This window comes from Bacillus pumilus (genome assembly GCF_038738535.1).
Taxonomy (GTDB): domain Bacteria; phylum Bacillota; class Bacilli; order Bacillales; family Bacillaceae; genus Bacillus.
In genome coordinates this window covers 3,589,013-3,603,617 of record NZ_CP046128.1, presented here as the reverse complement: position 1 = coordinate 3,603,617, position 14,605 = coordinate 3,589,013, and the positions used below count along the sequence as shown (strand labels likewise).

The 14,605-nt window shown below is 39.8% G+C and carries 15 protein-coding genes; 12 read left to right on the top strand and 3 right to left on the bottom strand.

Going from position 1 to position 14,605, the window contains the following annotated elements:
• Nucleotides 1–619 precede the first annotated feature (619 nt).
• The 11 genes from rpmH (at nt 620) to GKC25_RS18325 (ending at nt 10,942) form a co-directional block, all read left to right on the top strand.
• Nucleotides 620–754: a 50S ribosomal protein L34 gene (gene rpmH / locus GKC25_RS18375; protein WP_008360908.1), complete on the top strand. Its 135-nt coding sequence runs from the start codon at nt 620–622 to the stop codon at nt 752–754.
• Nucleotides 755–832: 78 nt separating this feature from the next.
• Nucleotides 833–1,192, top strand: coding sequence for a ribonuclease P protein component (gene rnpA, locus GKC25_RS18370; protein WP_034660668.1), 360 nt, complete (start codon nt 833–835; stop codon nt 1,190–1,192).
• Between the two features lie 158 nt (nt 1,193–1,350).
• Nucleotides 1,351–2,133 carry a YidC family membrane integrase SpoIIIJ gene (spoIIIJ, locus tag GKC25_RS18365; protein WP_095286180.1) on the top strand — a complete coding sequence of 261 codons (783 nt, stop codon included), beginning with the start codon at nt 1,351–1,353 and terminating at the stop codon, nt 2,131–2,133.
• A complete protein-coding gene (gene jag, locus GKC25_RS18360; RefSeq protein ID WP_034660666.1) occupies nt 2,130–2,753 on the top strand; it encodes an RNA-binding cell elongation regulator Jag/EloR in 624 nt (207 codons plus the stop codon). Before spoIIIJ ends, jag begins: the two co-directional genes overlap by 4 nt.
• A gap of 402 nt (nt 2,754–3,155) precedes the next feature.
• Nucleotides 3,156–4,535: a tRNA uridine-5-carboxymethylaminomethyl(34) synthesis GTPase MnmE gene (mnmE, locus tag GKC25_RS18355; RefSeq protein ID WP_034660665.1), complete on the top strand. Its 1,380-nt coding sequence runs from the start codon at nt 3,156–3,158 to the stop codon at nt 4,533–4,535.
• Nucleotides 4,536–4,552: 17 nt separating this feature from the next.
• Nucleotides 4,553–6,439 (top strand): tRNA uridine-5-carboxymethylaminomethyl(34) synthesis enzyme MnmG, encoded by a 1,887-nt coding sequence (gene mnmG, locus GKC25_RS18350; RefSeq protein WP_034660664.1) that lies wholly within the window; start codon nt 4,553–4,555, stop codon nt 6,437–6,439.
• A gap of 13 nt (nt 6,440–6,452) precedes the next feature.
• Entirely contained in the window at nt 6,453–7,172 is a 720-nt protein-coding gene (rsmG, locus tag GKC25_RS18345) for a 16S rRNA (guanine(527)-N(7))-methyltransferase RsmG (RefSeq protein WP_034660662.1), read from the top strand.
• Between the two features lie 105 nt (nt 7,173–7,277).
• Entirely contained in the window at nt 7,278–8,153 is an 876-nt protein-coding gene (noc, locus tag GKC25_RS18340; protein ID WP_034660661.1) for a nucleoid occlusion protein, read from the top strand.
• A 118-nt stretch (nt 8,154–8,271) separates the two neighbouring features.
• Entirely contained in the window at nt 8,272–9,096 is an 825-nt protein-coding gene (locus tag GKC25_RS18335) for an orthopoxovirus pf05708 family protein (protein WP_034660658.1), read from the top strand.
• Nucleotides 9,097–9,333: 237 nt separating this feature from the next.
• Nucleotides 9,334–10,095 carry a sporulation initiation inhibitor protein Soj gene (soj, locus tag GKC25_RS18330; protein ID WP_034620351.1) on the top strand — a complete coding sequence of 254 codons (762 nt, stop codon included), beginning with the start codon at nt 9,334–9,336 and terminating at the stop codon, nt 10,093–10,095.
• Entirely contained in the window at nt 10,088–10,942 is an 855-nt protein-coding gene (locus GKC25_RS18325; RefSeq protein WP_034660656.1) for a ParB/RepB/Spo0J family partition protein, read from the top strand. Before soj ends, GKC25_RS18325 begins: the two co-directional genes overlap by 8 nt.
• Nucleotides 10,943–10,967: 25 nt before the next feature.
• Here the strand turns inward: GKC25_RS18325 and yyaC are convergent, their stop codons facing one another.
• Nucleotides 10,968–11,594 carry a spore protease YyaC gene (gene yyaC, locus GKC25_RS18320; RefSeq protein ID WP_034660655.1) on the bottom strand — a complete coding sequence of 209 codons (627 nt, stop codon included), beginning with the start codon at nt 11,592–11,594 and terminating at the stop codon, nt 10,968–10,970.
• A gap of 72 nt (nt 11,595–11,666) precedes the next feature.
• Here yyaC and GKC25_RS18315 point away from each other — a divergent pair, with 72 nt between their 5' ends.
• Nucleotides 11,667–12,722: a YkvI family membrane protein gene (locus GKC25_RS18315; protein ID WP_080869565.1), complete on the top strand. Its 1,056-nt coding sequence runs from the start codon at nt 11,667–11,669 to the stop codon at nt 12,720–12,722.
• 25 nt (nt 12,723–12,747) lie between these two features.
• On the opposite strand, the gene GKC25_RS18310 is transcribed toward GKC25_RS18315, so the two are convergent.
• Both GKC25_RS18310 and GKC25_RS18305 read right to left on the bottom strand, forming a co-directional pair.
• On the bottom strand, nt 12,748–13,158 hold the full coding sequence (locus GKC25_RS18310) for a hypothetical protein (RefSeq protein WP_034660652.1): 411 nt from the start codon (nt 13,156–13,158) through the stop codon (nt 12,748–12,750).
• 15 nt (nt 13,159–13,173) lie between these two features.
• Nucleotides 13,174–14,493, bottom strand: coding sequence for a phage hydrolase (locus GKC25_RS18305; RefSeq protein WP_034660651.1), 1,320 nt, complete (start codon nt 14,491–14,493; stop codon nt 13,174–13,176).
• Nucleotides 14,494–14,605: the final 112 nt, after the last annotated feature.

The following is a 14,605-nucleotide window of genomic DNA, read 5'->3' as shown; positions in this document are numbered from 1 at the left end:
AAGGCTTCTCCCCCCTCCTTTTCTTTATAAAATGACCAATATCAAACTGTTATAGAACACGAAAAAGAGCAAATGGTCATCACCATTCGTGCACATACGTTGTTGAAAACAAATAATATAGTAGAAAAACGTCTTTTCGACAAATTACACAGTCTGTGGATAAATAATTCAACAGCCTGTGTAATATCTTTCCACAGCTTATCCACAATTTGTGGATAACGCAAATAGGTCAGATAAGTAATTAAGAGTTAAAACACAAATATAATATCAAAATAAACAAGATGGTGCAATGGGTGTCACAAACTTATCCACACACTTTACATCCTGTTGAAAAATAATTATCCACATCGGTTATTTGTGTGAAAAAAATGTCGATAATGGATGTGGATAGTCTAAATATGCCGGAAAAATATCCACACCCTTGTTTTGCAGGCCTTTTAGGAGGAAAAAAGAATAAAATGCTGGAAACTGAAAAAGAAGGTTTCTTCGTTTGATAAATTATGTTATGCTTATAAGGTTGATAATAAGAGTTTTATCATTGATATTGACAATCGATGGGTTACACAAATATAATGAGTTAGACTGTCTTAAACAGCTATTCCTCAGGGAGGTGTCATAAATGAAAAGAACGTTTCAACCAAATAACCGTAAGCGTAGTAAAGTTCATGGCTTCCGCAGCCGTATGAGTTCTAAAAACGGACGTCTAGTTTTAAAGCGACGCCGCAGCAAAGGTAGAAAAAAATTATCAGCTTAGGCCACTGAATAATGTCAGTGGTCTTTTTTACATAAAATCGTAAATGAACTGTCAGTTTTTATCGGAGTGGAAGAAAACATGAAGAAGCGAAACAGGCTAAAAAAAAATGAAGAGTTTCAAAAAGTGTTCAGAAAAGGTCAATCAATGGCGAATCGTCAATTCGTTATTTACCAGCTGGATCAACCAAATCAAGATGAACTGCGTTTGGGATTGTCTGTCAGTAAGAAGATTGGTAATGCAGTGATGAGAAATCGAATTAAACGACTGATCCGCCAGGTGTTTTTAGAGGAAGGTCATAAGTTAAAGCAAGAAAAAGACTACATTGTCATTGCAAGAAAACCAGCAAGTGAATTGACCTTTGAAGAAACAAAGAAGTCTCTCCAACATTTATTTAGAAAATCCGCTGTTTATCAACAACAACCGAAAAAGTCTTCGTAATAGAAACTTTCGTTGAATCAATTTTTAAAAGCGCTTCCTTCATCTAGTGAATTAAAATGAAACCACCACTTTGTAATGAAAAAATGTTACCATACTGATTAGGTGAGTCACTTTCGTAATCAATTCCAACTTAAATAAAGTTTGAAGTAATGGGAGGAATCTTGTTGAAAAGGCGATTATTACTAATATTTAGCTTGATTGGCGTGTTGGTTCTATTGGCAGGATGTACACAAATCAATGAACCAATCACATCAGATAGTAAGGGATTCTGGAATTCTTATATTGTTTACCCGCTATCTCAATTAATCACGTACATGGCAAATTTGACTGGTGAAAACTACGGGGTTGCGATCATTATTGTGACACTGTTAATCCGCTTGCTCATTTTACCATTAATGATTAAGCAGTTAAGAAGTACAAAAGCAATGCAAGCATTGCAGCCTGAATTGAAAAAGCTTCGTGAAAAATATAGCTCTAAAGACCAAAAAACTCAGCAGCAGCTTCAACAGGAAACAATGGCCCTTTTCCAAAAAAATGGCGTCAATCCATTAGCTGGATGTTTCCCGATTTTAATTCAGATGCCAATCCTAATTGGTTTTTATCATGCGATTATGAGAACAGCAGAAATTAAAAAGCATACATTTTTATGGTTTGACTTAGGCAGTCCAGATCCATTGTTCCTATTACCGATCATTGCGGGGGTAGCTACTTTCATTCAGCAAAAACTGATGATGGCTGGAAATCCTTCGGACAACCCTCAAATGGCTATCATGCTATGGGTTATGCCGATTATGATCATTGTATTTGCCATTAGTTTCCCAGCAGCACTTTCATTGTACTGGGTTGTAGGTAACATTTTCATGATCATCCAAACATTAGTGATTAAAACTCCTCAAGTAAAATTGGATACAAAAGAAAAAGCTGGCGGGAATAAAAAATGAAGGAAATAACTGCTGTCGGTCGCACAATCGAAGAAGCAGTAGATTCCGGACTTAAACAAATTCAACTTCTAAAAGAAGAAGTAGATATCACAATAGTTGATGAAGGAAATAAAGGTTTCTTGGGATTATTTGGCAAAAGACAAGCTGTAGTCAAGTTGATAGAAAAGAGAAATGCTCTTAAATTAGCTACACAGTATTTAGATAATATTGTTAAATCAATTGATCCTAAAGCGAAGATTGTTTCCAAAAAGGAACCGAAAAAGATTTCTTTCCACATTGATGGAGATAAAACGTCATTAATGATTGGAAAAAGAGGACAAACTTTGTACTCTTTAGAAACATTGGTACAGCTAGTATTTAATCGCTATTCTGATCAGTATCATCATATTACCATTGATATTGGAGATTATAGGAAGAAGCGACAAGAAGCACTTGAACAATATGCCGTCAAGACAGCAAACAGAGTTTTAAAAACGAAGAGAAAGGTTCATTTAGAACCAATGCCTTCTAATGAACGAAAAGTAATTCATGATACGATCGCCGCATTTTCTAAAGAACTTGCAACGGCATCGGAAGATACAGGCAGCAAGCGTCATGTTGTGGTGCTGTATAAAAAATAACAGAAAGGCTAGAATTCAGCAAAGCTGGATTTTAGTCTTTTTTTATTGAAAAATTGTCTTTCTATAGAAGATTCATCCTTTATTTCTAAAAAATTAGTGTGTGATATGAGTGGAAAACGCCATTTTTACAAGTAAGCAAAGGGATCAGGGCGTTTAAATTTATTGGATTTCGGTGTAAGATGTGAAGATAAGTTTAGAACGTCGTTATTCACATGTGGATAAGTTAAGTGTTAAAATAGATAGGATGCAAAGCTGTGGATAATTAGATATGGGATACTTTCACTTCGCTTTCATTTATGGTATCTTTAAATTTTGGATTAAGCGTTTTTGATATAGAGATGGACAACGTCCATTTAATAGATAAAAGACTGTCTATTAAGTAGAGAAAGAGGTGATTGAGTGATGGATACAATTGCAGCCATTTCTACACCGATGGGTGAAGGAGCAATTGCGATTATTCGTTTAAGTGGGCCTGATGCGGTACAGATCGCTGATCGGATGTATAAAGGGCCTAAGGAGAAAAAACTTGTAGCAGTGGATTCCCATACAATTCATTATGGTCATATTGTGGATTCAAGTACTGATCAAGTAATAGAAGAGGTCATGGTGTCAGTACTTCGAGCGCCAAAAACATTTACGAGAGAAGACGTTATTGAGATTAACTGCCATGGCGGAATTGTAACGGTCAATAAAGTATTGCAGCTTGCTTTAAGAGAAGGAGCAAGATTAGCGGAGCCAGGTGAGTTCACAAAACGTGCTTTCTTAAATGGAAGAATAGATCTTTCGCAAGCAGAGGCTGTTATGGACTTGATTCGGGCAAAGACTGATCGTGCGATGAACGTAGCAATCACTCAAATGGAGGGACGCCTCTCCGGTTTGGTTCAGCGACTGCGCGGCGAGATCCTAGAAACACTGGCGCATATTGAAGTCAATATTGACTACCCTGAGTATGACGATGTTGAAGAAATGACACATCGCGTCTTAGTGGAAAAAGCGACATCGGTCAAAAAAGAAATTGAGTCGCTGCTCTCGACTTCTCAGCAAGGGAAAATCCTTCGAGAGGGCTTATCCACTGTGATTATAGGAAGGCCGAATGTTGGAAAGTCTTCCTTGCTGAATAGCCTTGTACAGGAAACAAAGGCGATTGTCACAGATATTCCTGGAACTACCAGAGATGTCATTGAGGAATATGTGAATGTAAGAGGTGTACCTCTTCGTCTAGTCGATACTGCGGGTATACGTGAGACTGAGGACATTGTTGAGCGTATAGGGGTTGAACGATCTAGACAGGTCTTAAAAGAAGCTGACCTGATTTTACTTGTGCTCAATTATAGCGAAGAATTATCAGAAGAAGATATGAAGCTTTTTGAGGCTGTCTCAGGTATGGATATCATCGTGATTGTGAATAAGACAGACCTTGAGCCTAAGCTTGATGTAGAAAAGGTCAAGCAGTTAGCGAAGGATCGTCCGGTCGTCACCACATCATTATTACAAGAAAAGGGCATTGATGAGCTTGAAATGGCGATTCAATCACTGTTCTTCACTGGATCAATTGAAAGTGGAGATTTAACGTATGTAAGTAATACAAGGCATATTGCCCTCCTTCAGGCAGCAAAACAATCAATTGAGGATGCTCTTGAAGGCATTGAAATGGACGTACCGATTGACATTGTTCAAATAGATTTAACACGCTGCTGGGAACAGCTCGGTGAAATTATAGGAGATGCTGTTCATGAAAGCTTGATTGATCAGCTATTCTCTCAATTTTGTTTAGGAAAGTAAAGGGAGGAACATAAGAAATGGGTTATGAAGCTGGCAATTATGACGTCATCGTCGTGGGTGCCGGTCATGCTGGGGTTGAGGCTGCTCTTGCTTCTGCAAGACAGGGCGCCAAAACACTTGTATTGACTATCAACCTCGATATGGTTGCTTTTATGCCATGTAATCCGTCCGTAGGCGGTCCTGCAAAAGGGATTGTCGTTAGAGAAATTGATGCACTGGGCGGAGAAATGGCACGAAATATAGATAAGACGCATATCCAAATGCGCATGCTGAATACGGGGAAAGGACCTGCTGTCCGTGCGTTAAGAGCGCAAGCAGATAAGTTCCAATATCAGCATGAAATGAAAAAAACAATGGAAAATGAACCGAACCTGACAATGCTTCAAGGTATGGTGGATCATTTAATTGTAGAAGATGATGAATGTAAAGGTGTCGTTACCCAAACAGGAGCAAACTATCGTGCGAAGTCTGTTGTATTAACGACTGGGACTTTCTTAAAAGGCCGCATTATTTTAGGGGATCTATCGTATTCAAGTGGTCCTAATAACCAGCAGCCATCAATCAAATTATCGGATCACCTAGCAGAGTTAGGATTCGATTTGGTTCGCTTTAAAACAGGAACACCTCCTCGAGTGAATAGTCACTCGATTGACTATAGTAAAACAGAAATTCAACCAGGTGATGATGTTCCGCGGGCGTTCTCCTATGAAACGGTTGAATATATTACAGACCAACTGCCATGCTGGTTAACATATACGAGTTTAGAAACACATCAAATTATTGATGAGAATCTTCACCGTTCTCCAATGTATTCAGGTATGATTAAAGGAACTGGTCCTAGATACTGCCCTTCTATTGAAGATAAAGTGGTTCGTTTCAATGACAAACCGAGACATCAAATTTTCTTAGAGCCAGAAGGTCGTAATACGCAGGAAGTGTATGTTCAAGGATTATCTACAAGTCTTCCAGAGGATGTACAGCAGCGCATGCTTTCCACCATCCCAGGGCTCGAAAATGTACAAATGATGAGAGCGGGTTATGCCATTGAGTATGATGCAATTGTGCCTACTCAATTGTGGCCTACACTTGAGACGAAGAAAATTTCTGGATTATATACAGCGGGCCAAATTAATGGTACGTCTGGCTATGAGGAAGCAGCAGGTCAAGGAATTATGGCAGGTATTAATGCAGGAAGAAAAGCATTGGGTAAAGAAGAAGTCATTTTAAGCCGATCTGATGCATATATCGGTGTTCTCATTGATGACCTTGTCACAAAGGGAACAAATGAACCTTACCGTCTTTTAACATCCCGTGCAGAGTATCGTTTGCTTCTTCGTCATGACAATGCGGATTTAAGATTAACTGAACTTGGCTATCATATTGGATTAATTTCTCAAGAAAGATTCCAGACATTCCAGCAGAAAAAAGAAGCCATTGAAGCAGAGAAAAAACGTTTATATTCTGTCATCATCAAACCTACAGCAGAGACACAAGAATTTATTCGTACACTTGGTGGAAGTGAGCTGAAGGACGGTATTCGTGCAAGTGATTTGATGAAGCGTCCAGAAATGAACTATGAATCTGTTGTGACGTTAGCTCCTGCTGAAATACCACTTCCTTCTGATGTGTGTGAGCAGGTAGAGATTCAAATTAAATACGAAGGTTATATTGAAAAGTCACTCCAACAAGTTGAAAAGCTGAAAAAGATGGAGAACAAAAAGATTCCTGATCGTATTGATTATGATGCCATCAAAGGAATTGCAACTGAAGCGAAACAAAAGCTGAAAGAAGTCCGACCGCTTTCTGTTGCACAGGCTTCTCGTATTTCAGGCGTTAACCCTGCTGATATTTCTATCCTTTTAGTATATTTAGAGCAGGGACGTATTGCGAAGATAGCAGAATAGAAAGGATGTCGGCATGAACATTGAACAATTTACAGCAGCACTAGAGGAGAAAGGGATGACTCTTTCTCCTGTGCAGCTTGAACAATTTGAAACTTACTTCCGCATGCTTGTAGAATGGAACGAGAAGATGAATTTAACGTCCATTACTGAAAAGGAAGAAGTGTATTTAAAGCATTTTTATGATTCAATTTCAGCAGCATTTTTTATTGATTTTCACAAAGTGACGACGATTTGCGATATTGGAGCTGGTGCTGGTTTCCCAAGCATTCCTCTTAAAATTTGCTTCCCTCATCTACATGTAACCATTGTTGATTCTCTTCAGAAACGAATTACGTTTCTCAATGAGTTAGCAAAAGGGTTAAACTTACAAGATACTACTTTTTATCATGATCGTGCGGAGACGTTTGGACAACGTAAGGAAAAGCGTGAAAGCTATGATCTTGTCACTGCTAGAGCGGTTGCGCGTTTATCCGTCTTGAGCGAACTATGTCTGCCCCTTGTAAAAAAGGAAGGATTGTTTGTTGCATTAAAAGCATCTGCCGCTGATGAAGAAATGCAAGCAGGGAAAAAAGCTGTTACTGTCCTCGGAGGAGAGGTTGTTGAAAAGCATTCCTTTGTTCTTCCTTTAGAAGAAAGCGAACGGAACATCATTGTCATTGAAAAGAAAAAGCAAACACCAAAAAAATATCCTAGAAAACCAGGAACACCTAATAAATCACCAATAGAAGGTTGATCATGTAAAAGGTCGGTTTTTCTTCAATATTTAAGATTTTACAGAAGGAAAAAACATGAGAAAATAGAATTATAAAAAGGTAGTTTTTAAAGGTGGTGTAGGTTCATGAAGCATTCACTCTCACGCTTCTTCGGGCTTGGTGACAAAGAACATCCTGAGCGTGAAACCGAAATAGAGGCAGAGATTGCTGAGCATGATACATTAAAGGAAGAGATACAGGAGCTCCCGGTCGACACAATTATGCCAAACCGTTTTCAGCCACGCACCATTTTTTCAGAAGAAAAGATACATGAGCTGGCCACGACGATTCATACCCATGGCATTATCCAACCTATTGTTGTCAGACCAACAGAAGAAGAAGGTAAATATGAACTGATCGCCGGCGAAAGACGTTGGAGAGCGGTACAGACTCTTCAATGGGAGAAAATCCCCGCTATTATAAAAGACTTTACTGATACGGAAACGGCATCTGTGGCATTGATTGAAAATTTGCAAAGGGAAGAGCTGTCTGCTATTGAAGAGGCTCATGCTTATGCACGTCTTTTAGAGCTTCATGATTTAACACAGGAGGCGCTTGCTCAGCGTTTAGGCAAGGGACAATCAACTGTTGCAAACAAATTAAGACTTTTAAAGTTGCCTGAAGAGGTACAACAGGCCATTTTAGAGAAAAAAATCTCTGAAAGGCATGCACGTTCACTTGTACCCCTAAAGCTTCCAGAATTACAAATCGCGCTATTGCAGGAAATCATCGAAAAGCAGCTGAATGTAAAACAGACTGAAGAGCGTGTAGTGAAAATGCTTGAACAAAAAACAGATCGCAAACCGAAGCCAAAACGTAAGGCGTTTAGTCGTGATACACGAATTGCGATGAATACCATTCGTCAGTCTCTCCATATGGTAGAAGACAGCGGGCTTAAAATAAATACCGAGGAAGAAGAGTTTGAGGAATATATCCAATTAACGATTCGGATTCCTAAATAGAAAAAAGCTGATGAGAGCCACTCGTCAGCTTTTTTTATTGGTTCCACAATATATTTACTTATTATTCATAAATTGGTAGAATATGATTTTAATGGAAGAAAGGAGGTGACATGACTCGATGAAAATGAAAAAGACGAAATTTGTTATTATTTGTTATTTACTATTTTCTTTTTTTCTTTTTACAAATGAAACAACCATATTTGCTGTGAATTCGCCAACGGCTCCTGCAGAAGAAAGCCCGCTGGCCAAAAAAGAACTGAACGTTCTGAAGAAACAAGGTGTTGTTTCTAAGGAGGTCACTTTACAGCAATTAAATCATGAGCATGAGTCTCAGGACGACACAATTGACTTGATTTCAGCTAGCGATGATTTGAAGGACTATGGCTTACAACAAAACAAGCAGGATGAGTTGGTAACGGATGAAAAGCCGCACACCATCAAGCACCTTTTAGGAAAGCCGTATCCTGGTACCGATATTATGCCTAAAAAAGGAGATATATTGGTGACAAGTACTGATGCTTTGAAGGGTATCGTTGGACATGCAGGTATCGTCATTAATGAGAAAAGCTTTGCTTCTATTCCAGGGTTTCGACAGCATCCTCAGCTTGATTCCATTCTTAACTGGTTTCGCTATAATGCCAATACAAAGGTAATTCGGATTAATCAAGAGGAAACAGCAGACCTGGCAGGGGAATGGGCGCACGATTATGTGAAAACTCATCCAAAGGCTCGATACTCCATCACCCTGTCAATTCAATCACTCGATCCGACGTATTGTTCAAAGATTGTGTGGCAGGCCTATGCCAAAACTGGTGACGCTTTGGGACATGCGACATATACCATTAAAACCCCCTACGGATTCTTAAAAAAGAGAAGCTATCATACAGTGACTCCTAAAGTCATTGTGAACGAAGGCCGTAAAATTGGTGGATTACATTTTTGACATGTGCCCCTCACTTTTGATGAAAGTGAGGGTTTTTTATGCTTGTCTTTTCCACTAAAAAGATATATTGATATATTTTTTAATGCGTTTTGGTTCGTCCTTTCATGTACGAAAATAGACATTTGCTGACGAATATATAATGGAGAAACAAAAAAAGCAAACGTTTCATACTTTTTTTGATAGAATAGGAAGTATGAATAAAATGAGAAACTTGTTAAGTTGAAAGTGGGTGACATCGTGGGAAAAATCATAGCGATTACCAACCAGAAGGGCGGCGTCGGGAAGACGACAACTTCTGTTAATTTGAGTGCGTGTTTAGCATACATAGGTAAACGAGTGTTGTTAGTTGATATTGATCCGCAGGGCAATGCCACGAGTGGTATTGGGATTGAGAAGGCCGACGTAGAGAAGTGTGTGTATGATATTTTAGTTGATGATGCAGATGTCCTTGATGTGATTAAGACGACAGAGGTCGAAAATCTTGATGTCATTCCTGCGACGATACAGCTTGCAGGGGCTGAAATAGAGCTTGTGCCTACGATTTCACGTGAAGTGAGATTGAAGAGAGCACTTGAATCTGTTAAGCAAAATTATGATTATATGATTATTGACTGCCCGCCATCACTCGGATTACTGACGATTAATGCGTTAACAGCTTCCGATTCCGTTTTAATCCCGGTACAGTGTGAATATTATGCGCTTGAAGGATTGAGCCAATTGTTAAACACAGTTCGTCTCGTGCAGAAACATTTAAATACGGATCTTGCCATTGAAGGTGTCTTGCTGACAATGCTTGATGCACGAACAAATCTTGGGATTCAGGTCATCGAAGAAGTGAAGAAATACTTTAGAGATAAAGTCTATCAGACCGTGATTCCGCGAAATGTGAGACTGAGTGAAGCGCCTAGTCATGGGAAACCGATTATCTTGTATGATCCACGTTCAAGAGGTGCAGATGTCTATTTAGACTTAGCAAAGGAAGTGGATGCGAATGGCTAAAGGTCTTGGAAAGGGTATTAATGCACTATTTAACAATGTAGACTCAAATGAAGAAACGGTCGAAGAAATCAAATTAAAGGATTTGCGTCCGAACCCGTATCAGCCAAGGAAAACGTTTGATGATGATGCATTGGCTGATCTGAAAGAATCAATTCAGCAGCACGGAGTTTTACAGCCGATCATTGTCCGTAAATCGATTAAAGGATATGACATTGTAGCAGGTGAACGTCGTTTCCGTGCAGCACAGCAAGCTGGTCTGACAACGATTCCTGCGATCGTCAGAGAATTTTCAGAAACGCTGATGAGAGAGATTGCCCTTTTAGAAAACCTGCAGCGCGAGGATTTATCTCCATTAGAAGAAGCGGAAGCCTATGCTTCCTTGCTAGATCACCTCAGTGTGACGCAAGAGGAATTAGCGAAGCGATTAGGGAAGAGCAGACCGCATATTGCGAACCATCTTCGCCTTTTGACTTTACCGGATGAAGTACAAAAGCTGATTGAAGATGGAACGTTGTCGATGGGACATGGAAGAACATTGCTTAGCTTGAAAAACAAAAATAAGCTAGCGCCATTGGTAAAGAAAATCGTGGATGAGGGGTTAAACGTACGCCAGGTTGAGAAACTTGTTCAGCAGTTAAACGAAAATGTTCCACGTGAAACAAAGAAAAAAGAAGCACCAAAGGATCGAGTCTTGAAAGAAAGAGAGTCTTTCTTACAAAACTACTTTGGCACTTCAGTGACGATCAAGAAACAGAAGAAAAAAGGAAAAATTGAGATTGAATTTCTCTCCAACGAAGATTTAGAAAGAATCCTCGAATTGCTTTCTACGAGAGAATCATCAGAGTGACCATCTTGATACGAGATGGTCTTTTTTATATTCTGCCGGTGATATTTTGAATAGGAGCGAAAAGGGACCGATTTTTTTCTCTTGTCCAATCCATTTGATCAATGTGAGATAGACTTTCAGAAAGTGTATTGGCCATAGACATGACAAGATGAAGACGTGTGTTTTGGAGAACGAAGTATTCCATAAAACCGCTCACATTGACGATTCCATTAATATGAATATCTCCTACCTCTGGCAGCTCCTTTTGTACACCCGCCCCAGGCTTTAACGGTCCATCTCCAATTTGGAAGGAGCCTACACTTTTCACTCTTCCTAAACAGGCATCAATCGCTACAATAAACGGATGTTTATGAGCTTGTTCAATTTCAGCGAGCTTTTCTTTTAAATTGACCGCATGAACTGGGTCAGAGAGCGTTCCATATACATGAAGCTTTTTCAAATCCAGACCTGAAAGCTTTGTACCAACAAGTGGACCTAGAGAGTCGCCAGTTGAGCGGTCTGTTCCAATACAAACGATGGCAACGGGTCTTTTTCCTGCTTTCTGAAGATGCGAGAATAAAATACTTTTAAGCTGTTGAATGGCATTTGTATCCGTATGGGACACGTATTCTTTCACCCTATTTCTAAAAAAAAGACCGTTCTTGCTATTCATAGGTCTCACTTCCTTGTCATAGTAGTTAGTAACAGTATACGGAAACAAGCTTAATTCTATACCTATGAGGTGATGATTGTGTGGAAGGCTGGTTCAAGGTGGACGCTTTTAATTTTAGGAAGCTTAATAGGAGCGGGGTATGCTTCCGGCCAAGAAATTTGGCAGTTTTTTGGCATTGATAGCGGACTAGCCATTCTACTGTTTACATTGATGTTTATGCTGTCTACCTATGTGGTGTTGAAAATCAGTTATGAGGTACGTGCCGATCACTTTGTGCCAGTGCTAGAGCGGCTTGTCGGTCCATGGCTGGCTAAAGTGTATGACGTTTTAATTGTCCTTTATTTATTCACGACAACGACAGTCATGATTGCCGGTGGCGGGGTGACACTCGAGATGTATCATGTACCATTTTGGATTGGCATCGGTGCATTTTGTCTGTTTTCATTTATGATTTTTTTCTGGGATGTGAAAGGGCTCTTATCTGTGAATGCTTTCATTATACCAATTTTGGTGGCGGGGCTCATCTATGCGTTTGTTTTTTATTATATGAACCATGATCATATGTGGCGGATTGATTTTGGGCAGCAGTACAATTGGCCTGCCAGCATTGTCTTTGCCTCTTTGAATATATTATCTGTGGTGGCAGTGCTGTCTTCGGTTGGGAAAGAAATGAAGGGGCTTGGAGAGGCCAAAGTGGCGAGTATATTAAGCGGCCTGATTTTTGGGGTCATCTCGTACGTGTATAACGAAATACTGGTTGATATTTCTGGGAGTCTATCAGCAGAAGGCATTCCTTTGTTTACAGTATTAGAAGGAGCACCGACATCATTGTTTGTGTTTATGACGGTTGTCCTTTGTCTAGCTATTTATACGACGACAGCTGCGGGTTTATTTGGTCTATCCAGCCGGATGCTCTCTTTTGTACCATTGCCTCGCTGGCTGGTTGTGCTTGTGATGCTTCTTTTGATGGCGCCTTTAACATCTCTTGGGTTTGCCGATTTGATTGCTTTCTTGTATCCGATATATAGTTTGCTGAATCTTTATTTGCTTGTCTGTTTAATGCTATATCCGATTTTAAGTAAAAAGATATTTTCCCGCTCTAAAAATTATATTGATAAAATAAAATAAGCGCCTCTCTTTGTCAGAGCGGTGCTTATTTTATCCCAATAGAATCAATGGCGTCTTTGATATCATCATAGACTGGCATTTGCTTGAGACGCTGAAGTCGTTCCTCTAATTCTGAAATGGCTTGTCCCTTTAAATGCTGGGAGATGTGTTGTTTGACAATGGTCGTTTGGTTGATCATGTCTTCGGTTTTAGACAATTGATACTCCAAGTGCACGCGAGTGTTTGCTAATTCGTCATGAAGCCGCATTTTGAGCAGCCGTTTTAGATCCTTTCGCTGTCCTTCTCTGCGTATGGCCTGAATTGCGGCCATTTCTTCGGGGGACTGCGTCTGTGTTTGCGGTGCCGATTGACTTTCAAATACAGACATGGAGCGGCGGGCACTCACATTTTGCAAGAAACGCTGGGCGTCACTAGGAGGTTTATTTTGATTGATCATGCGATGACTCCTTTCTTAATGAATACCCATTTGCATCGCAAGGCGTCTATCTGCCTTGGCGTAGTCATCACCCATTGTGTACATATGTCTTGAAAGGGTAGAAAGTTCTTGTTCGTAATCTCTCAGGGTGTACAAGGCATTCAGCTGTTTTTCGTGTGAATAAAAGGAGGAATGATGTTGTTCCATCCTCACTTCCTCTACTAGTGCTTCCACATCACTAGGACTTAGTAAATCATAGTGACCAAAGCCGACGAGTCCTTTGAGCTCCTGTTTTACATGCTGGACGGCGTCTTTTACACTTTCATCGATCCCATCGATTTTCTCAAATATAGTGTGTACTTCATGTTCAATAACGCTTTGGAGATCGTAGGATGAATTTTTCAGTAAATGGGATTTTATGATAATTTCAAGGCCGCTTTGTGCATATGCACGTCCAGAATGGATTTCTTGCAACAGCATGGCTGTAAAACTTGTATTATGATCAAGCTGTTCATCTAAAATACGGGCAGACCCATCTGTGTGAAATGAATACCCATTTACTTTGTAACTCCCAGAAATAAGAGCTAAAAAAGCATTTGTATCAAAGGATTCGTTCCATTCTATATTCATAGACGCAAATGCTGATTTTAAAAAGGTGTCAATTTCTCTTTTTTTGTATGTAACGGGTTCTTGGACGGCGTCTTGCTGCCGTGGCGGTACAGTATACTTGACTTGACCAACCCCATGATCATGACGATTGAGTAAACCTACATAATGACTAGGTTGAATATATTCAGTCAATATCCGTGTGTATTGACCTTGCTGCGCTTTCTGCTGAATCGCAGGCGACAGACTGCTCCATATATTTGGGCTATCAAAGGTGACGGCTTTTTTGACAGCTGGCTGTTCTGTTGCAACATAAGCACAAACAGCACCGGCAAGGGCTTGTCCAGTGAGATAGATACCTGCATTTGGATGCTGCTGACAGACTTGCTCTATGTATTCCTTTCCTTTAAAAAAGACATGATCTTGATTGCCATCAAGGGACTTCCTTTCAATGGGATAGGCATAATCCGTTTTGAGCAATGACTGTGCCGCGGTGTGTACATCTTGTGGCGAGGTCACCGGCATTTGATTTGGCTGCGGACAGTGAAAAGCGACGATGAACTCGTCTGATTGTTCCGGCTGCATCGTTAAACCATATAATTGATGATCGACCTTGAGAAAATCATGGACAGTGAGCGTTTGCTGACCTATTTCTATCGTATGGTGCTGCTGGTAATTGTCTATGTTTCCAGCATGATCGGATATGATTTTATATTCTTTATCAGTTAATCTATCCTTTCGATTGACCATCGTACCTGCTCCCTCACATAACATTTATGCAGATATCATAAATCAAAAAATATGGAAAAACCACAGCGTTCTACCAATAAAAACCTTTTGACCTACAGTGTTTGTGACAATA

Excerpts from the sequence above, each read along its gene's own strand:
- rpmH (WP_008360908.1), top strand. The coding sequence starts at position 620 with ATGAAAAGAACGTTTCAACCAAATAACCGTAAGCGTAGTAAAGTTCAT.
- rnpA (WP_034660668.1), top strand. The coding sequence starts at position 833 with ATGAAGAAGCGAAACAGGCTAAAAAAAAATGAAGAGTTTCAAAAAGTG.
- jag (WP_034660666.1), top strand. The coding sequence starts at position 2,130 with ATGAAGGAAATAACTGCTGTCGGTCGCACAATCGAAGAAGCAGTAGAT.
- mnmE (WP_034660665.1), top strand. The coding sequence starts at position 3,156 with ATGGATACAATTGCAGCCATTTCTACACCGATGGGTGAAGGAGCAATT.
- mnmG (WP_034660664.1), top strand. The coding sequence starts at position 4,553 with ATGGGTTATGAAGCTGGCAATTATGACGTCATCGTCGTGGGTGCCGGT.
- rsmG (WP_034660662.1), top strand. The coding sequence starts at position 6,453 with ATGAACATTGAACAATTTACAGCAGCACTAGAGGAGAAAGGGATGACT.
- noc (WP_034660661.1), top strand. The coding sequence starts at position 7,278 with ATGAAGCATTCACTCTCACGCTTCTTCGGGCTTGGTGACAAAGAACAT.
- GKC25_RS18335 (WP_034660658.1), top strand. The coding sequence starts at position 8,272 with ATGAAAATGAAAAAGACGAAATTTGTTATTATTTGTTATTTACTATTT.
- GKC25_RS18325 (WP_034660656.1), top strand. The coding sequence starts at position 10,088 with ATGGCTAAAGGTCTTGGAAAGGGTATTAATGCACTATTTAACAATGTA.
- yyaC (WP_034660655.1), bottom strand. The coding sequence starts at position 11,594 with ATGAATAGCAAGAACGGTCTTTTTTTTAGAAATAGGGTGAAAGAATAC.
- GKC25_RS18315 (WP_080869565.1), top strand. The coding sequence starts at position 11,667 with ATGATTGTGTGGAAGGCTGGTTCAAGGTGGACGCTTTTAATTTTAGGA.
- GKC25_RS18310 (WP_034660652.1), bottom strand. The coding sequence starts at position 13,158 with ATGATCAATCAAAATAAACCTCCTAGTGACGCCCAGCGTTTCTTGCAA.
- GKC25_RS18305 (WP_034660651.1), bottom strand. The coding sequence starts at position 14,493 with ATGGTCAATCGAAAGGATAGATTAACTGATAAAGAATATAAAATCATA.